Source organism: Candidatus Palauibacter sp., from assembly GCF_965197445.1.
Classification (GTDB): domain Bacteria; phylum Gemmatimonadota; class Gemmatimonadetes; order Palauibacterales; family Palauibacteraceae; genus Palauibacter.
On record NZ_CBDANE010000005.1, the window covers coordinates 714,722 to 737,639 of the forward strand.

General features: G+C 67.5%; 22 protein-coding genes. 11 read left to right on the forward strand and 11 right to left on the reverse strand.

The features are described from left to right. Positions 1 to 19: 19 nt before the first annotated feature. The 8 genes from ACN9M6_RS10340 to ACN9M6_RS10375 all read left to right on the forward strand — a co-directional run bounded on the left by ACN9M6_RS10340 (position 20) and on the right by ACN9M6_RS10375 (position 8,488). The gene (locus ACN9M6_RS10340) at positions 20 to 1,189 is read left to right on the forward strand and encodes a fatty acid desaturase (protein WP_419162848.1); all 1,170 of its coding nucleotides are present in this window, start codon (positions 20 to 22) and stop codon (positions 1,187 to 1,189) included. Positions 1,190 to 1,293: 104 nt separating this feature from the next. Beyond that, complete coding sequence (locus ACN9M6_RS10345) at positions 1,294 to 2,391, forward strand: multicopper oxidase domain-containing protein (RefSeq protein WP_419162849.1); 1,098 nt, start codon at positions 1,294 to 1,296, stop codon at positions 2,389 to 2,391. After that, on the forward strand, positions 2,384 to 3,580 hold the full coding sequence (locus ACN9M6_RS10350; protein ID WP_419162850.1) for a ZIP family metal transporter: 1,197 nt from the start codon (positions 2,384 to 2,386) through the stop codon (positions 3,578 to 3,580). Before ACN9M6_RS10345 ends, ACN9M6_RS10350 begins: the two co-directional genes overlap by 8 nt. Before the next feature lie 19 nt (positions 3,581 to 3,599). Next, positions 3,600 to 4,025, forward strand: coding sequence for a DoxX family protein (locus ACN9M6_RS10355; protein WP_419162851.1), 426 nt, complete (start codon positions 3,600 to 3,602; stop codon positions 4,023 to 4,025). Positions 4,026 to 4,082: 57 nt separating this feature from the next. Continuing rightward, positions 4,083 to 6,023, forward strand: coding sequence for a heavy metal translocating P-type ATPase (locus tag ACN9M6_RS10360; RefSeq protein WP_419162852.1), 1,941 nt, complete (start codon positions 4,083 to 4,085; stop codon positions 6,021 to 6,023). A 144-nt stretch (positions 6,024 to 6,167) separates the two neighbouring features. Then, positions 6,168 to 7,226 (forward strand): MarR family transcriptional regulator, encoded by a 1,059-nt coding sequence (locus ACN9M6_RS10365; RefSeq protein WP_419162853.1) that lies wholly within the window; start codon positions 6,168 to 6,170, stop codon positions 7,224 to 7,226. Further along, positions 7,223 to 7,831: a nucleotidyl transferase AbiEii/AbiGii toxin family protein gene (locus tag ACN9M6_RS10370; RefSeq protein WP_419162854.1), complete on the forward strand. Its 609-nt coding sequence runs from the start codon at positions 7,223 to 7,225 to the stop codon at positions 7,829 to 7,831. Before ACN9M6_RS10365 ends, ACN9M6_RS10370 begins: the two co-directional genes overlap by 4 nt. A 354-nt stretch (positions 7,832 to 8,185) precedes the next feature. Beyond that, a complete protein-coding gene (locus ACN9M6_RS10375) occupies positions 8,186 to 8,488 on the forward strand; it encodes a hypothetical protein (protein ID WP_419162855.1) in 303 nt (100 codons plus the stop codon). Between the two features lie 54 nt (positions 8,489 to 8,542). Here the strand turns inward: ACN9M6_RS10375 and ACN9M6_RS10380 are convergent, their stop codons facing one another. From ACN9M6_RS10380 to ACN9M6_RS10430, 11 genes are all read right to left on the reverse strand, one after another. Next, positions 8,543 to 9,031, reverse strand: a complete 489-nt coding sequence (locus ACN9M6_RS10380; RefSeq protein ID WP_419162856.1) for a nuclear transport factor 2 family protein — start codon at positions 9,029 to 9,031, stop codon at positions 8,543 to 8,545. Positions 9,032 to 9,043: 12 nt separating this feature from the next. Then, on the reverse strand, positions 9,044 to 10,834 hold the full coding sequence (locus tag ACN9M6_RS10385; protein WP_419162857.1) for a carbohydrate kinase family protein: 1,791 nt from the start codon (positions 10,832 to 10,834) through the stop codon (positions 9,044 to 9,046). Between the two features lie 28 nt (positions 10,835 to 10,862). After that, the gene (locus ACN9M6_RS10390) at positions 10,863 to 12,236 is read right to left on the reverse strand and encodes an LVIVD repeat-containing protein (RefSeq protein WP_419162858.1); all 1,374 of its coding nucleotides are present in this window, start codon (positions 12,234 to 12,236) and stop codon (positions 10,863 to 10,865) included. A gap of 42 nt (positions 12,237 to 12,278) precedes the next feature. Next, entirely contained in the window at positions 12,279 to 13,973 is a 1,695-nt protein-coding gene (locus ACN9M6_RS10395; protein ID WP_419162859.1) for a multicopper oxidase family protein, read from the reverse strand. A 55-nt stretch (positions 13,974 to 14,028) separates the two neighbouring features. Further along, the gene (locus ACN9M6_RS10400) at positions 14,029 to 14,589 is read right to left on the reverse strand and encodes a hypothetical protein (protein WP_419162860.1); all 561 of its coding nucleotides are present in this window, start codon (positions 14,587 to 14,589) and stop codon (positions 14,029 to 14,031) included. A 117-nt stretch (positions 14,590 to 14,706) separates the two neighbouring features. Further along, positions 14,707 to 15,231: an FxsA family protein gene (locus ACN9M6_RS10405; RefSeq protein ID WP_419162861.1), complete on the reverse strand. Its 525-nt coding sequence runs from the start codon at positions 15,229 to 15,231 to the stop codon at positions 14,707 to 14,709. Positions 15,232 to 15,250: 19 nt separating this feature from the next. Then, the gene (locus ACN9M6_RS10410; RefSeq protein ID WP_419162862.1) at positions 15,251 to 15,604 is read right to left on the reverse strand and encodes a metal-sulfur cluster assembly factor; all 354 of its coding nucleotides are present in this window, start codon (positions 15,602 to 15,604) and stop codon (positions 15,251 to 15,253) included. 38 nt (positions 15,605 to 15,642) lie between these two features. Next, on the reverse strand, positions 15,643 to 16,875 hold the full coding sequence (locus tag ACN9M6_RS10415) for an NAD(P)/FAD-dependent oxidoreductase (protein ID WP_419162863.1): 1,233 nt from the start codon (positions 16,873 to 16,875) through the stop codon (positions 15,643 to 15,645). A gap of 7 nt (positions 16,876 to 16,882) precedes the next feature. Then, on the reverse strand, positions 16,883 to 17,422 hold the full coding sequence (locus ACN9M6_RS10420; protein ID WP_419162864.1) for a YybH family protein: 540 nt from the start codon (positions 17,420 to 17,422) through the stop codon (positions 16,883 to 16,885). 14 nt (positions 17,423 to 17,436) lie between these two features. Further along, positions 17,437 to 18,279, reverse strand: a complete 843-nt coding sequence (locus ACN9M6_RS10425; RefSeq protein WP_419162865.1) for an alpha/beta hydrolase family protein — start codon at positions 18,277 to 18,279, stop codon at positions 17,437 to 17,439. A gap of 8 nt (positions 18,280 to 18,287) precedes the next feature. Continuing rightward, a complete protein-coding gene (locus tag ACN9M6_RS10430; RefSeq protein WP_419162866.1) occupies positions 18,288 to 18,878 on the reverse strand; it encodes a cob(I)yrinic acid a,c-diamide adenosyltransferase in 591 nt (196 codons plus the stop codon). Positions 18,879 to 19,294: 416 nt separating this feature from the next. Here ACN9M6_RS10430 and ACN9M6_RS10435 point away from each other — a divergent pair, with 416 nt between their 5' ends. The 3 genes from ACN9M6_RS10435 (at position 19,295) to ggt (ending at position 22,804) form a co-directional block, all read left to right on the forward strand. After that, complete coding sequence (locus ACN9M6_RS10435; protein ID WP_419163742.1) at positions 19,295 to 20,347, forward strand: AAA family ATPase; 1,053 nt, start codon at positions 19,295 to 19,297, stop codon at positions 20,345 to 20,347. A gap of 270 nt (positions 20,348 to 20,617) precedes the next feature. After that, complete coding sequence (locus ACN9M6_RS10440) at positions 20,618 to 20,902, forward strand: hypothetical protein (RefSeq protein ID WP_419162867.1); 285 nt, start codon at positions 20,618 to 20,620, stop codon at positions 20,900 to 20,902. 123 nt (positions 20,903 to 21,025) lie between these two features. Beyond that, the gene (ggt, locus tag ACN9M6_RS10445) at positions 21,026 to 22,804 is read left to right on the forward strand and encodes a gamma-glutamyltransferase (protein WP_419162868.1); all 1,779 of its coding nucleotides are present in this window, start codon (positions 21,026 to 21,028) and stop codon (positions 22,802 to 22,804) included. Positions 22,805 to 22,918: the final 114 nt, after the last annotated feature.

Below are 22,918 nucleotides of genomic sequence, written 5' to 3' on the forward strand. Positions count from 1 at the left end.
GAAATCCGGAGAAAAAAGCATGCCAGGTTACGCGATCCTGGGGGACCCTTGGTGGATCCCCGTCATTTGGATCATCGTCGTGGGTCACGTCACCAACACCTGCAACACCCTCTACCTCCACCGCTCCGCCACCCATGGCGGGGTCGCCTTCCGTCCCCTGGTCGAGCACATGATGCGCTTCTGGCTATGGCTCACGGCCGGGATCGTAACGAAGGAATGGGTCGCGGTGCATCGAAAGCACCACGCGTACGCCGACCGCGAGGGCGACCCCCATTCGCCCACCGTCGAGGGTCTCGCGAACATCGCATTCGGCGGCCTCGCCTTCTACCGGAAGGCCGCGAAGGATCAGGCGTTGCTCGAAAAGTACGGCAAGGGGACGCCGGACGACTGGGTGGAGCGCAACGTCTACACCAGGCGGCGGGGCTGGGGGCTGTGGCTCATGCTCCTCCTCGACATCTTCCTGTTCGGCCTCATCCCCGGGCTGATCGTGTGGACCGGCATGGTGTTCTGGGTCCCTCTCATGGGGAACATCATCAACGGTCTCGGGCATGCGCTCGGATACCGGACCTTCGGCACCCGCGACGACAGCCACAACCTGTATCCGTGGGGGATCTGGATCCTCGGCGAGGAGCTGCACAACAACCACCACGCGGATCCGCGTTCGGCGAAGTTCAAGGCGCATTGGTGGGAGGTCGACATCGGCTGGTCCTACATCCGGATCCTGCAACTCCTCAAGCTGGCCGACGTGCTCTACGCCCGTACGGCCACGCCGCGCGAGTTCGCGACGCAGTTCTACCGAGACTCCGCGGACAAGGTGAGCCGGCGGCTCGAGCGGGCCGTGGCCCGAATTCAGCGGACGAGGGAGGCCGGGGTGCGGCGCATCGAGCGTGCCCGCGAAGAGGGCCGGTCGCGGCTCGAGACGCTGCGGACCGGTGGGCGCGCCGAGCGCGGCCGGGTGCGACGCGCGCGCCTCGATCGGATCAAGGAGGAGTGTCTCGTGCGCCTCGATCGTGCCGCCGAGAAGAGCCGGGCCCGGCTCGATCGCATCAAAACCGGGAAGCTGGGTCGCCTCGACGCGGCCAAGGCCGAAGCCCGCACAGAACTCGACCGCGCTCGCGAGGCCGCCCGCGCCCGGATCCTCCGCGCCGTGGAAGCCATCACCCTCGAGCGACAACCCGCCACAGACTGACCTCCACATGCCGGAGTTGACGAACGGTGCAGTACCGGTGCATCTTGCGGAGTAATTTTTAGCCTAGACTAAAAATCGTTCGTCTGAAGGATGTGGAGGATGACGTGAAGCCGGAGAAGTTGAGTCGGCGCGATTGGCTCAAGCTCGGTGCCGCGGGCGTTGCGGGCGTGTCGGGGGCGACAGTGCTGGATCTGGCCTCCCGGGGCGGCGCGCGACATGCCCTGGCGGCCAGCGGCGTGGCGCCGCGCGGGCCGGGAGATGATACGGCCCCGGCGGGCAGCCATGCGGCGCACCAGGAGGCCATGGGCATCGTCGGCGTGCCCCGTCGCGACGGCACCTTCGATGCCACCGAGTTCCTGACGGATTTCGACTACGGCGAGGTGACGACCCGCGCGGACGGGCGCACCGTGCGGCGGTGGAGCATCGTGGGCCTCGATCGGGAGATCGAGATCGCCCCCGGCGTCTTCTTTCCGGCCTGGACCTACAACGGACAGGTACCGGGCCCGACCCTGCGCTGCACCGAGGGGGACATCCTCCAGGTCGAGTTCACGAACGCGGGCACGCATCCCCACACCATCCACTTCCACGGCACACATCCGCCCGAGATGGACGGCTTCGAGCCCATCGTCGCGCCGGGGCAGCGGTTCACCTACGAGTTCGAGGCGAAGCCGTTCGGGCTCCACCTGTACCACTGCCACACGATGCCGCTCAAGCGGCACATCCATAAGGGTCTGTACGGAACGTTCATCGTCGATCCGCCCGAAGGCCGTGAGCCGGCGCGGGAGATGGTGATGGTGATGAACGCCTTCGACAGCAACCTGGACGGAGACAACGAGGTGTATGCGGTGAACACCTCCGCCTTCTACTACCAGCATCACCCGGTCCGCGTCGGCGTGGGCGATCTGTGTCGCGTATACCTTGTGAACGCGACCGAGTTCGACCTCATCAACTCCTTCCACCTGCACGCGGGCATGTTCAAGGTCTTCCGCACCGGGACGCAGCTGGACCGCTACGATCTCACGGACACCATCATGCTGTGCCAGGGAGAGAGGCACGTCCTCGAGTTCCGGCTCGAGAACCCTGGCATGCACATGTTCCACGCGCACCAGAGCGAATTCGCGGAGCTGGGGTGGATGGGCTTCTTCGAAGCCGTCGAACGCCTCGCCTCCGACGAAGGTGCTCCCGTGCGCGGCCATGTCTGACGACCGACCCTCCGGCGCTCCGGGTCGCCACGGCCCGTCGCGCTGGGTGCTGGGACTCCTGCCGCTGGCGCTTCTCGCTGGGCTGGTAGCCTTCTTCTTCGGCGCCGACCCCACCGCCCCCTTCCGTGCCGCCTTCCCGCCTGTCGAGGATCTCACGATCGAACGCGTGAGCTTCCCCGAACACGGCATCATGCGAGTGCGCGTCGTGAACGGAGGGCCCGAAGCGGTCACCATCGCGCAGGTGGTGGTGGATGACGCCTACTGGCAGTTCAGGATCGACAGGGACCCGACCCTCCCCCGCCTGGGTGGGGCCACGCTTGAACTGGACTACCCCTGGGTCCAGGGCGAAGCACACGTCGTGAGGCTGGTCACCTCCACCGGTCTCACGTTCGAGCACGAGGTGGCGGTGGCGACGCTTTCCCCGCGACCGAACGCCAGATACCTGACGACGTTCGGACTGCTGGGCATCTACGCGGGCGTAATCCCCGTCCTGCTCGGCCTGCTGTGGTATCCGTTTCTGCGCCGCATCGACCGCAAGTGGATCCACTTCTACCTGAGCCTGACCGTCGGGCTCCTCGCCTTCCTCGTGGTCGACGCGTTCGAGGACACGCTGGAGGCGTCGGCGCTTGTACCTGCGGGGTTCCAGGCTGCGGGCCTCATCGCGGTCGGCGTGATCGGCGCCATCGTGGGCCTGAGGGCGCTGGGGAACCTTGGGCGGAGCAAGAGCGGCGCGAGCAGCGGGCTGACGGTCGCCTATCTGATCGCGACCAGCATCGGACTGCACAACCTCGGTGAGGGCCTCGCCATCGGGGCGGCCTTCTCGCTGGGAGAGATCGCGCTCGGGAGCTTCCTCGTGATCGGGTTCGCGCTCCACAACACGACCGAAGGCCTCGCGATCGTCGCGCCCGTGGCCGAGCAGCGGCCCGCGCTCCGGCACTTCGCGTTCATGGGCGCGATCGCGGGGCTTCCCACCGTGCTCGGCGCCTGGGCCGGCGGCTTCTCCTACTCGCCGACGCTGGCGACGCTCTTCCTGGCGCTCGGGACCGGGGCCATTCTTCAGGTCATCGTCGAAGTAACGAAGCTGGTCCAGAGAAGCTGGCCCCGCGGCCTGTTCACCCCCCTCAATGCCACGGGCCTCCTCCTCGGGTTACTGGTGATGTACGGAACCGCCCTCATGGTGACGGCGTAGACTCCACAGAGGAGGCAGCATGCTCGGTGGCAGAAATCCCGGCCTCGGCCTCGCCATCCTCCGAGTCATTCTCGGACTGATCTTCCTGCTGCACGGCTGGCCCAAGCTCGCCGGCGGGATCGAAGGGACTTCGGCCTTCCTGGGGTCGCTTGGAGTTCCGCTCCCCCTTGTGGCCGCGTGGGGCCTCTCCCTGCTCGAGACCGTGGGCGGGGCGCTCCTGATCGTCGGCCTGTTCGTCACCCCCGTCGCCCTGCTCCTGATCGCGCATATGCTGGCGGGCATATTCCTCGTGCATCTGCCGAACGGGTTCTACGTCATCGGACGGGGGCAGGGGGGGATCGAGTTCAACCTGCTCCTCATCGCCGGCCTCCTGACCCTGCTGCTCACCGGTTCCGGCATCGCGACCCTCGCGAGCCGTTTCCAGAAGGACATTCAAGTATTCTGACCCGAGACGTTCCCGCGGGAACGTTGGGCCGCCGCGGAAGGCAGCAACATTAGCGTCATGAACGGGAACGCGCGGCCTTCGCCGTGGACGACGTCCGAGGCCATCCGGACCTACGCATCGGGAGCATTGTGGACGGCCGGTCTCGTGCTCGTGTTCGTCATCGGGCATGGTCCGGATCAGGCCGGTTGGTGGCGCATCCGGACGGACGCCGCCGGCTGGACTTTCCTCGCGGGCGCGCTCGTGGGCGGGTGGAACTTCTTCCCCAAGGGCGTGCGGGCGGCGCGGACGCTCCGGCTCGACATGAACTTCCTGATGACCGCGGCCATCGCCGGTGCGGTCCTGATCGGGGAGCCGCTGGAGGCGGCGGCGATCGCCTTTCTGTTCTCCCTGGCCGAACTCCTCGAGTCGAGCGCGGTCGTGCGTGCCCGGCACTCCATCGATGCGCTGCTGCGGCTCACCCCCGAGGTCGCGACGCTGGTGGCCGAGGATGGGTCGGAGAGGACCGTTCCCGCATCGGATCTGCGGGCGGGTGAGCGGGTGCGCGTCCGCCCGGGCGAGAAGGTGCCGATCGACGGCGTCGTGGTCGAAGGCCAGTCCGGGGTCAACCAGGCCAACGTGACGGGGGAGTCGGTCCCCGTCGCCAAGAGCGTCGGAGATCCCGTCTTCGCGAGCACGCTGAACACGGACGGGTTCCTCGAGATCGAGGCCACGACCGATGCCGGCGACACCACGCTCCATCGGATCGCGCGGCTCGTCCGCGAGGCCCAGTCGAAGCGCTCTCCCACCGAGCAGTTCGTGCAGAAGTTCGCGCGGTACTACACGCCGGCCGTCACGGCCGCCGCGGTGCTCGTGATGGCCGTCCCGCCCCTCCTCGGTCTCGGGACCGGGCTCATGTGGTTCGAGCGTGGACTGACGCTGCTCGTCATCGCCTGTCCCTGCGCGCTCGTGATCGCCACGCCGGTCACGATCGTCAGCGCGATCACCTCCGCCGCGAGGCACGGCGTCCTCATCAAGGGAGGCGAGTACGTCGAGTCGCTGGGAGCGACGTGCGCCATCGCGTTCGACAAGACCGGAACGCTGACGCTCGGCGAACTGGAAGTCACCGATGTCGTTCCGCTGGGGGATATGTCGGGGGATCGGCTGCTGCGGCTCGCGGCAGCCATGGAACGACGCTCCGAGCACCCCATCGCGGAGGCGATCGTCCGCCACGCCTCGGAGACGGGCGGCTTCCACGAGAATGAGTGGACGGTCGAGGAATTCCGGGCGCATCCGGGCCTCGGAGTCACGGCCACCGTGGACGGCGCCCGGGTCGCGGTCGGAACGATCGAACTGCTCGCACCTGCCGACGACGCCCGAAGGTTCGGGGACCACTTCGACGCCCTCCAGCGGGCCGGCAGGACGGTCGTCGTCGTCTCCCGGGACGGTGTTCCGCTCGGCCTGATCGGTCTCGCGGACGCCCTCCGCCCGGAGGCCCCGAGGGTCCTGGCCCGGCTCCGGAACGAGGGTGTACACCACCAGGTCCTGCTCACCGGCGACCAGCCCCACGCCGCCCGGGCCATCGGCGAGGCCGTCGGCATGGACGAGGTGCGGGCGGAACTCAGACCCGAAGGGAAGGTGGAGGCGGTTCGCGAAATCGTCCGCGCGCACAGGGGCGCGGCCATGGTCGGCGACGGCGTGAATGACGCGCCGGCCCTCGCGGCGGCGGACGTGGGGATCGCGATGGGCGGCGCCGGATCCCCGGCGACCATAGAGACGGCCGACATCGCGCTCATGGGCGACGACCTCGGCATGCTCCCCTACGCCCGTCGCGTGTCACAAATGGCCCGACGGCTCGTCCGGTTCAACATCGCGTTCGCCCTCGGACTGAAGACGGTCCTTGCGATCGGGGCCGTGACCGGTTCCGTGAGCCTGATCGTCGCCGTGCTCGTGGGCGACATGGGGGCCAGCCTCGCCGTGACGCTGAACGCCATGAGGCTGGCCCGCCTGAAGCCGCGTTAGGCGACCGCCCTGCCGGCGTCTTGAACCGACCTCTCCCGGAGTGCAGCCCGGAGAGCGGTCCCGATCGTCAATCATCAGCGAGTGCGATGGTTGCGTATATTATCCTAGTTGACCACGTGAACAACCATGCTATTTTGTGCAACCATGAAATTCAAAGAGATTTCCTCCCTGATCCCTGAACTCCTCTCCGGTGCCATGGGTCTGCCGATTGACTGTGTCCAGGCGCAGCCGCCTGGAAACCCGCGCCCGGACCTGCGAGTTCGCTTGGGCGAATACAGTTTCGTCGTCGAGTTCAAGCACGCGGGCACCGCAGAAGCCGTCGGTGCCGGCGTTCGTACGCTCGCACGATACCGCACTGTTGCCGATGACCTCACCATCCCACTGCTCGTTGTTCCTTACATGGGCGATGTCGGCCGCCGGATAGCGGAGAACGCGGGTCTGAGTTGGCTTGATCTCTCCGGGAACGCATCCATCCGCGCCACAGGCCTCAACGTCAGGCTGCTCGGTCGACCGAACCGGTTCCCGCGGAGGGGGAAGCCAAGAACGCTCTTCGCACCGCGCGGCTCGAGGATTGTACGTCACCTCCTCCTGCATCCGAACGAGCACTTCTCTCAGCAGGAACTGTGGCGCGCAACAGGGGTCGACAAGGGCTATATCAGCCGTCACGTGAGGAGCTTGGCCGAGGCAGGGCTGGTTACTCGCGAGCGCGGGTCTAGCGACCGAAAGACAAACAGAATCCGGGCGAAAGACCCCGACCTGCTGTTGGATGTCTGGGCTGAGGTCTATCGCTTCGAGGACCACCGAATTTGGCGGGGCGCGATGGCGTCAAGATCTGGCGAAGAGACGCTTACAAGGGTTGGCGAAACACTGACCAACTTACGCGTGGTCCATGCGTTCACCGGACTAGTCGCCGCGTGGCTCTATTCTTCGTATGCCAGCTTTCGCCTTGTCACGGCGTACGTGAAGGACTCATTGCCCGTTGCGTCGCTGGAGACTGCGGGTGTACGGGAACAGAGTGCGGGAGCCAACGTCTGGATCGTAGTACCGAACGATGATGGCGTCTTCCATGGATCGAACGTCCTGGACGGAACGCGGTGCGTCTCAGCTGTTCAGACCTTCCTCGACCTCAAGGCCCAGCCTGAGCGAGCCGCCGAAGCCGCTCAAGAGCTACGGCGCTCCGCGTTACCGTGGTCGATGAGATGAGGGAAGAGCTGCATCCAACCGCCGCGGACTACAATGACAACGCCACCCGCCTGATCGAGAGTTGCCTCCGGGCGCCGAAGTCCACCCCGGAACGATGGATCTCGACCTTGGTCTGCGCCTCGAACTGCTGGCTGACGAACGATATCAAGAGATCTCCGCGCGGCTTCGAGAGCGACTTTGCGGCGTTCGTCACCCCCGGCGTCGAAATGGCCTTCGCGGATCGAGTGTCCGTACGGCTCAACGGAAGAACACTCGACGATGAAGTGGCTCAGCGAGACGTTTGGGTGTGCGGTCCGGCCGCGTTCGTGGCGCTCAAGGCACTGGCTTTCGCGGGAAGAGGGTATCCGAAGGATGCATACGACCTCTTCTACGTACTTCGGAACTACGGGAGCGGCTCCCGGGATGTGGCGAGTCGATTCGGCCTAGTCGGGTCAAACGAGAAAGCGATAGAAGCCCTGGGCATCCTGGAGCGGGATTTCCTGGATCACGAGGGCCTCGGGTCAGTTCGCGCCGCAAGCTTCGTTGCCGGGATCCCGGACGAGGCCCTGCGCGCTGACGTCGCAGCTTTCGTCAGAGAGTTCCTGCACGCTGTTCGGAAGGGCTGAAGGATGTCAAACGCTGCAACTTGGGGCGGATCCTCCTCACGATCGACCGCCTTCATTGCCGGCGCCGTGGCCGGTGCGATCGCTCTGTGCCCTGGGCCACTCATCGGCCAGCGGTGCGACATCTCACTAGGTGGGGGTGTGGCCATCGGGTTGCAGGGCCTGGTTAGTCCGGTGCGCGTGGTCTCGGTTGACAACGGACCCGAACTCGCGGCTCGGGTGGGGTGCCGGACGTCCCCATCATCGAGGGTTGAGGTCGGAGTTCGCGGTTTCTCCCTGGGGGCATTGCTGGTGACACAGTTCCTCGTGGGAGCCGGCCACCGAGTGCGCGAATGGAGAGGCTTCGGGGAGCCGTGGATGGAAGTCCTGGTACATGCGGGATATGGACGTTCCGAGAGGATGGGATCCGTCGAACTCCTGCAGCCCGACATCGGGTACGATGGCCCTGTACTCGGGCTGGGAGCCCGTGGCGGCCTCGCGTTGGGGGCTCCCACGGCCCTCGTGGCGGATGTCACACTCCACCGCATGTTCACGAGAAAAAGCGATGGGAACTACCCTCCGGGATGGCCAGGCGATGCGCCACAGGAACTGGATGGCTGGACAGGCGTCACCTCGCTGGCCATCACCGTCGGCCTCGAGTTTTCGCCGGGCGGAGTGTGAGCCGAGATTTCCTGAGCGCTGTTCGCGCGGCATGAGGGCCGCCGGGCCGCGCTCTCAGCCGCCGGGCGGGCCGAGGGGGCTCGGGGCGCAGCCGTCCCGCTCGCGGGTGTAGGCGATGCTCGAGATCTTCCAGCCCTCATCCGTGTGCACGAGGCTGACCGCGTCGATCCCGCAGTGGCTGAACTGGCTGTCCACATGGAAGTCGTAGGGCGTCCATACGACGGCCAGCGGACCCTGAACCATCACGTGCGGCTCCCACATCCGCTCCAGCAGGGCGGGACCCGGCTGGCCGATGGAGGCGGCGAATTCGGCGCCCGTGCTCTCCCGGACCTCGACGCCGTCCGCGCTCTCCGCCGTGGCCGTGAAGACGGCGCCGTCGGTGAGCAGGTCGCGGATGGCCTCGCCGTCCCGGGCGGCCATCGCGTCGAACAGGGCCTGCACCGCCGCGACCGCTCCGGCCTCGGCGTCATCCTGTGCCACGACATAGGCAGGCGTGGTCGTCGCCACCGCGGCGAGAAGCAACGTCGCTCCGAACTTTCTCATGGGATTCTCCATTCAATAGGCTGTCGTACGGAACACAGGCTGGAACAGCTCCGTTCGATGGGCGCAGCCCGGATCCGCGGGACAGGCCGGACAGTCGGGCTCGCTCATCTCCGGACACCGCGTCCGGTTCTGGAAGAAGAACCAGTCCACCGCCCCCATCGGACGCCCGCTGAGCCGGTGGACCTCGGCGACCGCCTCATGACAGGCGGCGCGCACGGCTTCCTCTTCGGCACGGCTCACAACCTCCCTCGCCGCGAGCTTCCGGGCCAGCACCTGATCCGTAACGGAGACCAGGCCGAGCCGTAGGCAACTGCGCTGGCAGTGGTAGTCCACGATCGGCGGTAAATCATCGCCCTCCCCGAACCGCAGGAAGCGCTCCGGCCGCTGGCTCAGGATCGCGGCGAGGAGGGCGGACTTCTTGCGCCACGGATCCTCCTTGTAGCCGCCGAGCTGATCCAGCCGGCGCAGAAAGCGGACCAGGGGCCGCTCCGTGGCGTCGGCTTCGGCCAGAAGCGAGGCGGGCGTCAGTCCGAGGGCGAGCATGTCGCGCCCGTACGCTCGCGCGCACGCCGGGTGGAGGGGCCCCGCGGGTAGCGGGTTGACCCCGTCCTCGTCCCGGAGGCGGTAGTTGAAGTCGGTGTCGGCGAGGGCGGCCTGGCCGGCGGGGGCAAGTTCGTCCGGTGCCTCGGTCGCCCAGCGCCGGAAGGCGGTCCACAGGTAGTCGCTGCCCTTGAGCGCACGGCCCCCGAGCGACGCGATCATCGGCGCCTCGTAGCGCCCGCCCCGCTCAGACCAGAAGCCGAACTGCTGGAGGGTGCCGGCGAAGAAGAAATCGAGCGCCACAGGGTTGCCCGGCTCGGGGAAGGGCGGACCGGTGAAGTCGGACGCCATCGCCTCCGGGGCCGAGGCGATGATCTCCGCGACGCGCCGGATGCGGTCCGGATCGAGACGCACACGCTCAGCGCGCGGGGCGAGCGGCGGCGGTTCGTCCGAGAGCAGGGCCGCCGGGCCGACCGCCGTCACGGTCTGTGCCGCACAGGCCGCCGCGCCGCGGGCCGCGATGGCGGGGTGGTCCCCGGCGGCGATACGGGCCAGCGCCGTCCCGCAGAAGGTGTCGCCGGCGCCCGTCGGATCCAGCTCGTCCACCGTGGGCGCCGCGATGTCGATCGAGCGGTCGCCCAGAACGACGCGGGCACCCCGCGCGCCGCGCGTGACGAACACTACACGTCCCGGTGCGACACCCACCTCGTCGATCGACCCCCACAGCAGGCCGGCTTCCTCCTCGTTGCAGAAGAAGTAGTCGGACGCCTCGACCACCCGCGCGACGATGTCACCGTGCTGACGAACCCCCGGGGCGTACGTCCCGCACCCGACGCGTACCCCCGCAGCGGACAGCCGCCGGGCGAACCACAACTGAAGCTCGGGGTCGAGAAGCGGGACCACATAAGCGAAGGCTCCCGGTCCCGCGTCGGGCACGTCATCGAACCGGATGTCGCCTTCCGAACCGCGCACGGCCTGGTGATAGACGGTCTCGCCGCCGGGCAGGTACTCGATCTCGAAATGGGGCAGGGCGTCGGGAAGGATGCGCGGACCCCGCCAGTCGAGCAGGCGGTCCGCCGGCTCGAGTTCGGGCGGCATGGGATCGGGCCGCGGCGCGACGACCGTGACCTCGGCGCCGGCCCGCTGCGCGGCCAACGCGGTGTAGAGCCCCGCCCCGCCCGCCGAACGGACGGACCGGCCCCCGAAGTGAAGCAGGTCCAGAGAGGGGCTCCCGACCACGAGGAGCCGTGGCCGGGAGGTCATTCGCAGGCGGCGGGGAACAGCGGCGGGGTCAGCCCCCCTGCTGATCCGTCGTGATGCGCGCGGACGCGCCGGCCGGGCCATTGTCCCAGTCCTGAGCGCTCGAGATGTTCGGCATGCCCCAGTCTTCGCCGTTCCAGCCCTGGAAGCCCTCCATCCTGAAGGTCCAGAATCCGGTCGTCATGTCGCTCACCACGATGAGCCCGTCCTCGTTCCGGATGTCGACCCCGAACGTGCCGTTGAAGACCGGCGTCCGGTCGTGGTTCGGCGGCCCGAGGTAAGTGTCGTAATGCGCCACCGTCATCGGGTTCGTCGGATCCATCATGTTGAACACGACGAGCCCGTCCAGGTAGCCGGACACGAACACCAGCGGCCACCGCACCTCGTGATTGTGGACGAGGTTCTTCCAGTTCGCCGTCCAGGCCGCGATCGGGCTCCGGATGGCCGGCACCTCGCCGTTCAGCCCGGGCCTGAGGTCGAAGATCCTGAGCGGGGCGTACTGATACTCCGTCTCGGCGATCGCGAAGTTGCCATCCGGCGTGGGGGTGAACGTGTGTCCGCTTCGGATCCCCGAGACCTGGACGATCTGCGTCAGAAGCTCGGGGTTCTGGAGATCCGACACGTCGTAGATGTAGTAGCCGCCGAAGCCGCCGCCGTAGAAGCGGTCGGTCCCCGTGTCCGGGTGGTAGCCCAGGTAGAAGTCGTGATATCCGCGCCGCCGGTTCTCCGGCATCCCCTGATCCGGGATCGGGATCTGCGCCACCATCTCCTCGCCCCGCCCCTCGACGAGCGCACCGAGGTCGTACACTGCCGCGTACGGTCCGGAGACCGTGGCGACGAGATAGACGTTCATGTTGGAGTGCTTGTAGACGAAGATGTTGTGGAACCCGCCCGGGAGATCGGGCTCCTTGATGCGGGCGACCTCACGCACGGTCGAGGCGTCCGGCAGTCCCGTGACGTCGAGGACGACCGCGCCCATGTCGGAGTCCGGACCGCCCTGGCCGAACTGGAGCGACTGCACGACGTAGTATCGGTCTCCCCACTTGAAGTGCTTGACGTCCATCCCCCCGGTGCGCTGGTGGAGATCCTGGTCCTCGATCCGCCACTCGTAGAGCACCTCGGGCTTCTCGGGGTCGGCCATCGAGACGATGTCCAGCCCCTTGGGGCCGACCGGGCCGTACTGCATGCGGGCCACGTAGGCGTAGGGCCGGTGCATCTCCTGCTCGATGTCCATGTCCGCGATGCTGAGCCGCGGTCCGAGCGGGACGTGCCCGAGCACCTCCATGTTCCCGCTGCCACGTTCCACGACGTCGATCACCTGGGCGCCGAGCGCGACCGGTGCGGCGAGCGCCACCCCGAAGGCGGCGACGACGGCGACCGTCAGAGTCCGATTTCCAGCCTTCATTCTTTCCTCCGTTTTCAGACCACGCCCGGCTGCATGCGACAGCTAGCCGGGATCCACCGTGAACACCATGGACATGCCGGCCTCCAGATGTTCCGCAATATGGCAATGCGCCATCCAGCGGCCAGAGTTGGAGGCCTCCAGCAGTATATCGAACGTCGACCCGACGGGGATCACCGCCGTGTCCTTCCACGCGAGGTTGTCGGTCGGCACCCCGTCCCTCGAGAGGATCAGGAAGCGCTGCCCGTGGATGTGGATCGGGTGCTGCATGGGGTGAAACGAGCGGCGCTGGTTGTGGATCCGGATCTTCCGAACGTCCCCTACCGTGAAGCGCCAGTCGATGTCCCGGTTCTCGAGCCCCGTGCGCGTGTCGCGCAGGACCCAGGTCAGGTTCCGCGAGGTCGAGAGGTAGTTCATCATCGGCATCGCGTCCGTCCACTCCACGGGCGGGAAGTAGAGGGTGTCGAGCGCCATCACCGCCACGATGTCGCTGGGCAGATCGCCCACGCGGGCCGTGAGCTCGAGTTCGTGGTCGACGGGCCGGCCGAACTCGGCGCGATACCGGTCGATGTCCTCGATCACGTCGGCGTGCTCGCGCAGGGTGGAGAAGGCCGCCCCGTGGTCCTCCGGCACCGGCTCTTCCAGAACCGTGACCAGCCCCAGCGTGTCCGTGAGCGGGTAGAAGCGGCCGTTGAAGTGGTCGATGGCCTGGACCGGATTCAGGAGAGCGTACGTTCCCGGTTCCCCGAATCGGGCGTCGACGATGTACCTCTGCGCCGGGGCCAGCACGACGTTGGAGACAAAGCTCTCGCGCTCGAACTTGCTCACGTCCGCCCCGACGAGCTTCAGGTCCGCGCCCTCGAGGACGAGGTTGAAGGTCCGCGTGTTCGCGACGTTGGTGAGATAGAGACGCCGGACCTCGCCCCGCCGAACGGTGGCCTCCCAGAGCGGTTCGCCATTTACGAGCATCTGGTTCCCGAACCGGCCCATGAGGGTCTGCACGGCGGCCTCGCGCCCGTAGGGGAAGAGCCCCCCCTCGTCGACGAGGAGATCGTCGAGCATCAGGAAGTCCTCGCCGTTCGCCGGGCCGTAGTAGTCCGGCGCCGCCGCGTCGACCAGCATGTTTCCGTACAGGCCCAGGTCCTGCTGGATGTCTTCGCGGTGGTGCGGGTGGTACCAGTAGAGGCCCGCGTCGCGGAAATGGACCCGGTACATGAACGACTCGCCCGGCTCCACCGGGTCCTGCGTCACGCCCGGCACCCCGTCGAACTGGTTGTCGAGCCTGACGCCGTGCCAGTGGACGGCGGTCGGGAGGTCGATGTGATTGGTGAAGAGGACGACGATCTCCGCGCCCTGCGGGACGCGGATGAGGGGCCCGGGGTACTGTCCGTTGAACCCGTACATCGTGAACGTGCGCATCCCGATCGTGCGCCGGACGAACCCGGCCTCGAGACGGAGCGTGTCGCCGTCCGCCATCTCCACGACCTCGCGGAACACCGCCTCGGGGAGCATCGCGGGGTCGTGGCCGGGGTCGGGCAGGAACGGGGTCACTCCGGGCGTGGCGCCCATCAGGCCCGGCAGCATCATCGGCATCGGGATCGGCTGCGGCGGCATGCGCCACACGACCCCCATGCTGTCCGTCGCCATCACGTGGCCCGCGTGCTGCTGCCCCGATGCCGGTGCGCCCGTCAGCCCCACCACAGCGGGGAGGGCCGCTATGGCGGCAAGGTGACGCGCCATCCGCGCGCCCCGTCGGCTTTTCGGCCCTCGCGGGATCACCGTCCGGACCAGCGCCTCAGTAGTAGAGCTGGCAGTTCATGGCCTCGAACGGACCGTGCCCGGCCATGGTGTGGAGCCGGCCGGAGGGTGAGAGCCCGGTGAGCACGATCGGTCCCTGCCAGCGCTCGATGTCGGCCGTCACCTCTTCGCTGACGAACACGAGGAACTGGTTCCAGGCGACCTGCCCGACGAGCCGGTTGTCCTCGGACAACGTCCCGAGCTGCACGTATTCGTCGAGTTCGGGCTTCGCGGCCCACACGACGTAGACCGCTCCGCGCCGCCGCCGCAGCTGATCGACCTGGATCTCGAGGTCGAAGGTCTGGAAGCCGCCCGGGTCCACCGTGACCTCGAACGGCGAGCCGGGCTGAGTGAGCGTCATCGACCCGCGTCCGCCCGGGGCGCTCTGCGTGCCCGACAGCGGAACCACCTCGGGAGTGAAGACGCAGGCGTCGGGTAGCGGCGGCGCCAACGCTCCCGCGGCCCTCGTCTCGCCCGCGACCACAGCGGCCCCAAGCACGGCGGCCGCGCCGATGACGGCGGTCGCCCGGATGGAACTGACGTTCAGCACGTGTCTCATACTTCGAAAGCTCCGTCCCGGCCCCGGTCGCAAGCGCTCCCGGCCCCGGTCGCAAGCGCTCCCGGCCCCGGTCGCAAGCGCTCCCGGCCCCGGTTCCAGCGCCCGCCCGCCGCCGGATCAGTCGGCGTCCGGCTCGCGCTCCTCAACGACGATCTCGCGTCCCGACCTCCGCTCCCGGCTCGGACGGTCCGGTCGCCCTGCGCCGGGGCGGGTTCCGAAGTCGCCGCGCATGCCGGTGAACCGGACGCCCGGCCCGCCCACCACGCGGATCGCGCCGCTCTCGATCTGGGCGCTGAGCCGATCGCGGACGCGCGCGATCAGACCGCGTCGCACCGGCGGGACGAGGAGCAGGATCCCCGCGAGGTCCGTGAGCACGCCCGGGGTGATGAGGACGACTCCCGCCACGAGGATCAGGAGCGCGTGGATGAGCGATTCGCCCGGAAGCTGGCCCCCCTGAAGTTCGTCCCTCACGGCCATCCAGCTCCGCAGCCCCTCACGCCTCGCGAGCCACGCGCCCGCGGCGCCCGTCCCGAGGACGAGCAGCAGCGTCGGCCCCAGCCCCAGGTAACCGCCGAGGCGGATGAGGAGGGCGAGTTCCACGACGGGTACGATCGTGAACAGCAGGAACAGCCGGAGAAGCATCGTCAGAATCCGGGTACCACTAGAATCCGAGCATCGCCCGCACCTGCGGGTCGATCCTCTCGGGGGTCCAGAACGGCTTCCACACGAGGCTCACCACCGCTTCCTCCACGCCGTCCACCGACTCCGCCGCGTCCTTGGCCCCGCCGAGGATCTGGCCTCCGGCCGGGCAGCCGGGGCTCGTCAACGTCATCGTGACCTGCGCCGCGCCATCCTCCACCTCGACATCGTACACCAGCCCCAAATCCACGATGTTGATGCCGAGTTCCGGATCGGTCACCGTGCGCAGCGCGGTCCTCACCTGTTCCTCGACGCCGCCTTCCGCTGCCGCCCCGTCCTGCTCGCTCGAATTCACAGGTTCCGTCGGTTCCATCATATCCATCACCTCTCGCTTCTATCTGACAGTCAGCCCCTTCACCCGACCAGTTCCCCCGGACGGGCGCCGGGTTTCTCGAACTCCCTCAACAGATCCTCTACGGTCGGGCGCGCGCGCACCAGCGCCCTGCAGTCATCCATGGCGCCGGTCGCGTTGATGAGGATAGTCCCGGTCAGCTGGTTCCCGGTGACGCAATAGACGATCGACCGGCCCGATCCCATCTCGCCCGAGACGATGGTGCGGTCCACGTCCGCCGTCTCCCCGAACACGTTGATGCTCAGGTCGAACACGTGCGTGAAGAAGTAGGAGAGGTGGTCGAACGGCTCGCCGGCTCCGGCCATGTTGCGGCCCGCGTGCCGCCCGTGGGCCCGGGCGTGATCCCAGTGCTCGACCCGCGCGAGCCCTCCCGCCACCGGGTCCGGGAAGCGCGCCACGTCGCCCGCCGCGTAGATGTGCGCGGCCGTCGTCTCTCCGAACCCGTCCACCACGATGCCGTCGTGAACCGCGAGGCCGGCCTCGGCCCCCAGTTCGTCGTTCGGCGTCATCCCGACCCCCATGATCGCGAGGTCGGCGGCGACCTCCTCGCCGCTGTCGAGCAGGACCCGGGACACCCGTCCCTCGCCCTCCAGCGCCGTCACGGCGGAGCCCAGCATGAAGCGGACGCCGCGCTCCTCGAAGTAGCGCCGGAGGAAGCTCGACACCGCTTCGGGGAACACGCGGCCCCACACCCGCGGCGCGACCTCCACCACGACCGCGTCCACGTCGATCTTCGACAGCGTCGACGCGAGTTCCATGCCGATGAACCCGGCGCCGACGAGCACCACGCGCGTCGCGCAGCGGGCCGCCTCCCGCAGATACTCCGAGTCGGCGGCGGTGCGCAGGGTCGCCACGCCGGCCAGGTGGCTTCCCGGCACGGCGAGCCGCCGCGGCCGTCCGCCCGTGGCGATGAGAATCCGGCCCCCCCTTACCCGGCGGTCATCGGCCGTGTAGACGGTCATGGCGCGCGCGTCCAGACGCGTCACGGGGCTGTCGGTGAAGAGCGAGAGCCTGTCCTGGGCGTCGAACCATCGGGCGGGCTTCACGTGCAGGAGGTCTCGCGGCGCGCCCTCCGCCTGGAAGAACTCCTTCGAGAGCGGGGGCCGGTGATAGGGAGGGTCAGGCTCATCGGTGAACATCGCGATCGAGCCGTCCGCGTCGAACTCGCGAATCCCGTCCACCGCCGAGACCGCCGCCAGTCCCCCACCCACGATGACATAGTCGAACGCCCTCATCGAACGGTCAGCTCCCCGCGTCCTCGGCCGACTGGTCGTGCACGATCATCCAGACGCCCTCCACGTTCAGCAGGACGAGCGTGAACGGCCCGGTCGAGGTGACCGTCCCGTCGCGTTCGAGCACGTACCGCGCCGTGGCCACTCCGACCCGCGTGTCCACTTCACGCGCCTGCAGCGCCTCGAAGCGCAGGCTGTCCCTCGTCGCCCCCGCCTCGAAGTCGGGCGCATATCGCTCGCGGATCGCGTCATAGCCCTCAATGAGTCCGCCGGATCCGAAGTAGGTGGTGGTCGGGGACGGGGAATAGCCGCTCATGAACCCTTCGAGGTCCCCGCCGTTCCAGGCAGCCGCCTGTACGTTCAGCAGCGACTCGACCTGGGTCGCGAAGTCGGGCTCGCTCGCCGCCGACCCCCCGTTTCCGTCCACCCGCTCCAGGGTGCAGCCGCCGAACGCCAGCCCCATGCACCCCATGAGCACGATGAGCACGGCCGCCCCGGGCGCCCGCCTCCCGACCGAAGGTCGCGTCCGTTGCGGTTGATTGCGGATCATGTGTGTGAACCCTTTCAGCCGAAGACGCGCGCGAAAAGATCGACCGACGCTTCGACGGCCGCCTCGAGTTCGGGGGTCGGTCCAGCGAACGGGTGCCCGGCCTGAAACGTGTGCGTCGCCCCTTCTACCCCGACCAGCCGCCCGAGGTCTCCCACCGCGTCCGCGATCAGCCGCGCCTCGTTGAAGGGCACGGACTCGTCCGCCGTCCCGTGCACCACCGTCACCGGAATCGTGAGGCTCGCGGCACTGGCCAGCACGTCGAGCCGGTCCCGGTTCGCGCGTACGTCGTCGAGCACGTTCCGCTCCAGCGGCATGTCCTGCTTCGTGCGCGCATTGGGGATGATGACCGTCTCGCCGGCCTCCCACCGCTCCACGAAGCCTTCGTAGCGTACAACCGACGAGATCGAGGCCCACGTGACGAGGGCGCGGACCTGCGATCTGAGGCCCGCCTTGAGGAGACAGGTCGCGCCTCCGCGGCTATGACCCAGCAGGCCGAACCGCGACGCGGGCGCAACCTCGAGGTCCCCGAGCCGGCCCGCCGCGAGCCCGTCGAGGATGGCCTCGAGGTCCCACAGTTCGCGGGAGAAGGTGTTGTGGCTGAACGCGTCCAGGTCGTCGAAGTCCACCTCGCGCACGCCGGAGCCATCGAAGTTGAAGGAGATGACGGCGACACCGGTGCGCCCCGCGAGTTGCTCGCACAGCCAGGGAAAGAACCCCCAGTCCTTGAACCCCTTGAAGCCGTGGCACACCACGAGCGCCGCGTCCTCGACCGGGGCATCGCTCGTCCAGTAGTCGCCGCGCAGATCCGCCCCCGGCGGCGTGAGCCGAAACGATGTCCGGCGTACAGTCCGCGTCATGACCCGCGTCATGAGGAATCGTCCCGCTGCCGCTGGGGCAGCCACAGCATGTCCTCGCGCCCCGCTCGCCGGTTCGCGTACCTGGCCAGCGTGAACAACAGGTCGGACAGCCGGTTCAGATAGGGGAGAATGGCCTCTCCGAGGTCGGGTTGGTCCTCGAGGAGAGCGACGACACCCCGCTCCGCGCGCCGACAGACGGTGCGCGCGACATGCAGCTGCGCGGCGACCGGCGAGCCGCCGGGCAGAACGAAGGCCTCGAGCGCGGGAAGCTCGTCGGTCAGCCTATCGATCCACGCCTCCAGCGCGTCGATGCGGTCCGAGGGGAGGACCGGAATCGATCCCACGCGAATCGACCGGGCCGGATTGGAGGCGGCGAGCCGGGCCCCGATCGTGAACAGATCCTCCTGCACGACGCCGAGGGCGGCCGCCGAATCGTCGAGCGCTCCGCCGTCCGCGTCGAAGGCGAGCGCCGCCCCGATCACGGCGTTCAGTTCGTCGACCGTACCATACGCCGCGACCCGCGCGTCGTCCTTCGGGACCCGAGCGCCGCCGAGGAGCGTGGTCTCCCCTCCGTCCCCGCCTTTCGTGTATATCTTCAATCGAGATTGGCCGTAGTCGAGTTGGGCTGTAGGCCACGCACCGTGCGCCACGCTTGACGCGCGAACCTTAACAGCCCGTGGCGAACCCCCGCCACCGGCGGTCTCACGGGTGACACTTGTCCCGTGCTCGTGTCCGCCGGGGCCCGGGCCCGCGTCCATCTGGTACCGTCTCCAAGTGGTCCATCCCCGAATCGGTTCTGCGTAAAGCGAAGGAGATCCACATCACATTATCTTGCCATTCAACGAAAAAACGTTATCATAGCTCTGTGATTCACACATTCTCAGTATCCAACTACGGATCGATACGTGATGAGGTGACCCTCGATCTGCGGATCCCGGGCACGGCGCCGGACTTGGCTTGCTTCAGGCAGAGTGAGGCCAAGCCGGGTGTCCGTCTACCGTCCGTCGCTGTTTTGATGGGGCCCAATGGGTCGGGAAAAACGACCCTGCTTAGGGCGTTGGTGGATCTGGGACGGGTTGTATCGTCTCCCACGAATCCCGTCCACTTGCTGCCTTTTCTGTCGAATCAAGCCAGATGGGAGCCGACACGGTTCGCCCTCGAGGGCGAGGGGAACTTCCTGGCGCCGGGCGAGACTCCGCAAAGGTTTCGGTACGAACTCGTGATCGCACGGCAGGCGACGGAAAACGGGACGGCGGAACTCTTCGTAAGTCATGAAGCACTGGTCCACTTTCCCAGGGGACGGCGCCGCCGGCTACTCGAGCGGGGAGCCCCCGGAGCACATATCTACGTGTCTCGCGATCTGGGCCTGAGGGCTCGTGACGATCGGCTGAAGGGGGTCGAGCCCAACCGGTCCGCAATGGCTACGCTCGGACTCCTCAACGTGCCCGTAGCGGCCCGTTTCGCAGCCTTCATGCGAGATTCGCTGGTTAGCGCGAGCAACATCTCAGGCAATGAGACGTTCACTCCGGATACGTCAACCGTCATCGGTTGGCTGGAGGCCGGCCAGGACGCTAGACGATGGGCCGAAGCCCAGATCCAACGGAGCGATTTGGGGATCGAGGACATGGAGATCGCCGACGAATTCGGCGTCAAGCACATCCGGTTTAGCCACAGCGGGCTGGACGCACCGGTTGTCCTCCATTTCGAATCCAAGGGAACTCGACGTCTGTTTCACCTCCTGCCACTGATCAAGTCCGCGCTGGATGTGACCGGATTGGCGGTCCTCGACGAAATCGATGGTGACCTGCATGTCGACATGTTGGGGGAGATTCTCAGCTGGTTCCGATCCCGCGAAAGCAATCCTCGCAACGCCCAGTTGCTGGTGTCCTCACATCACGTCGGCTTGCTCGACGATCTTGAGAAGGAAGAAGTCTTCATCGTCGAGAAGGACGATAGCGGGGCCACCCGGGTTTACGGTGCTCAGGATGTGCAGGGCCTGCGGCGTGACGTCCGTCTGTATTCCAAGTACCGGGCCGGCGTCCTCGGTGGGCTCCCGAGATTCGGTTGAGGGGCGATGGGTCGGCGGGGTGGGATTCAGCGACGGCAGGTTGTTTTCATCGGGGTTGAAGGGAAGAGCGACCGGGCTTTCGTCAACTTTCTCGGGCGCGTTTGCGATGATCATGGTCTTCACCTCCACTTGGACGTCAAGCCGGGCAGCGGGGGTGATTCCGCGGCGGTCGTTGACGAAGCCGGGCGCCGCCTGAGTAGGCACACTGACCGGCGTTCAATCAGAAAGCGATTAGTTCTGCTTGACTCGGATCGCATTGAGACAGATCGGATGGCGGGCCGGGATGCTCGGGCGACGGCATCCAAGTGGGGACTCGAAGTTGTGCTGATGATACCGAAACTGGAAGGCCTGCTGGTTCGACTGCACGAGGGTCACGAAACACGCACGATTGCGGCAAACGAGGCCGAGGGACAGTTGCGCAGACTGTGGCCCGGATACCACAAGGGATCGCTGACCTCTCAGCAGTTGAAACGACGTTTTGGGTTGACCGATCTGAGACGGGCAGCCCGTCACGATGAAGAACTGCGCAAGCTGATAGGAACGCTGGGGCTTTGAGAAGCGGGCGGCCATACAGTCCGTAGGCACCGCCATATCCCACAGGCCCTCGACCGGGGCTACGTTCTCCATGAGGCGTGAACTGCTCCTCCCCGTTCCGGACTCCAGAAAGGGAGTCGTGACGTGAAGACTGACGGGACTGACCTCCGACCTGCAGACGCTCGGTCGCGAAGGGCCTTCATCGGGACGGCGGCGGCCGGGGTGGGCGCCGTCGCCACGGGGGCGGTCGGCGCGTGCGGTCCGGGTGGCCAGGAGGCCGCCGCACTCGCCTCGAGCACGGGGACGCCAGGGGCCGAAGGCGGCATCGTCGTCGCGCGCGGACCGATCGCCGTGGAGGCCGGGGTCGGCGCCCTGCGGGGCGGCGGCAACGCGATCGACGCGGCGGTCGCCACGGCCTTCGCGCAATTCATCACGACCCCGTTCTCGGCGGGCGTCGGCGGATTCGGCTGCATGGTGGTGTACGACGCGCGCACCCGACGCGCCGTCTCCATCGACTTCCACGGGCGGGCGGGCAGCAAGGCTACGCCCGACATCTACCGGAGCGCGCTCGAGGGGCGGATCTACGGACACGCGGATCGCTGGAAGGTGCGCGGCGACATCAACCAGATCGGTTACCGGTCCGTCGTCACCCCCGGCACGGTCGCCGGCCTGTGGGAGGCCTGGAGCCGGTTCGGGACCCGGCCGTGGGCCGAACTCGTCGAGCCGGCGATTCGGCTCGCATACGACGGCTTCGAGATCCCCCGCTCCCTGGCGGGCGGCTTCACGACCCGGACGGAGTCGTCCTCGGGGGTGGTTCCGTTCTTCACCAAGGTCCAGACGACCGAAGCCTCCGCGCGCATCTTCCTCAACAACGGCGTTCCGTGGCGAGCCGGAGAACTGCTCGTGCAGCGGGACTACGCCCGCACGCTCGAACTCATCGCCGAGGGCGGCGCCGACGTCGTCTACCGGGGCGAGATCGCCGAGCGGATCGCCGCGGATTTCAAGCGGAACGGGGGCCTCATCACGCTGGCCGACCTCGAAGCCTACACGGCCGACGTCTACGACCCGGTGCGAGGCACGTACCGCGGGCACGAGGTGTTGTCGAACGCCCTGCCGGGCAGCGGGGCCCAGGTGATCGAGATCCTGAACCTGCTGGAGGGCTACGATCTTCCATCTCTCGAACACGGCAAGGCCGACCACGTCGAACTCCTGGGTCGTGCGCAGATTCTCTCTTTCATCGACCGACGTCGATACCACGGGGACCCCAGGTTCATCGACGACCCGACGGACATCCTGGTGTCGAAGGACCGTGCCGCCGAGCTGAGAGGGTTCATCGACCGCCGCGAACTCCCCCCCGACATCGTGGAAGAGCCCCCGGAGGGGCCCGACACCACGCACCTTTCGACGGCGGACCGGGAAGGGAACTGCGTGGCTCTCACACACACGCTCGGATCCGCTTCGGGAGTCGTCACCGAAGGCCTGGGGTTCACCTGGAACAACTGCATGTTCCAGTTCAACCCGGTCGCCGGACGGCCGAACAGCATTGCACCCGGAAAGGCACGTATCACGGGGATCTCTCCGGCGGTCGTCCTCAGGGACGGACAGCCGATCCTGGTGACCGGCGCGGCGGGCGGCACGCGCATCCTGGGCGCCGTCCAGCACACGATCAGCAATACGATCGACTTCGACATGTCGGCCCTCGAGGCCGTGTCCGTCCCGCGCTGGCACTGGGAGGATCGCCTGCTCGAGATGGAGCCACAGCTGTATCATCACCTCAAGGAGGAACTCGAAGGGCGCGGTCTGGACGTCGCGAACGATGCATTCGTCGCGCAACTGCACGCGGTCGGAATCGACCCAGATACCGGCCGACTGTCGGGAGGTCCGGACCCGCGCGGATGGGGGGGAGGATCGGCCACGGTCTAGTAGCCGAGTTCGCTGACCGTCACAACTTCCGTGACCACGACGCAATCTACAAAGGGAATCGGCCGTTGCTGGCATGGCAAGTTGGAGCTGTCCCGCTTTCACGGACGGTTGATT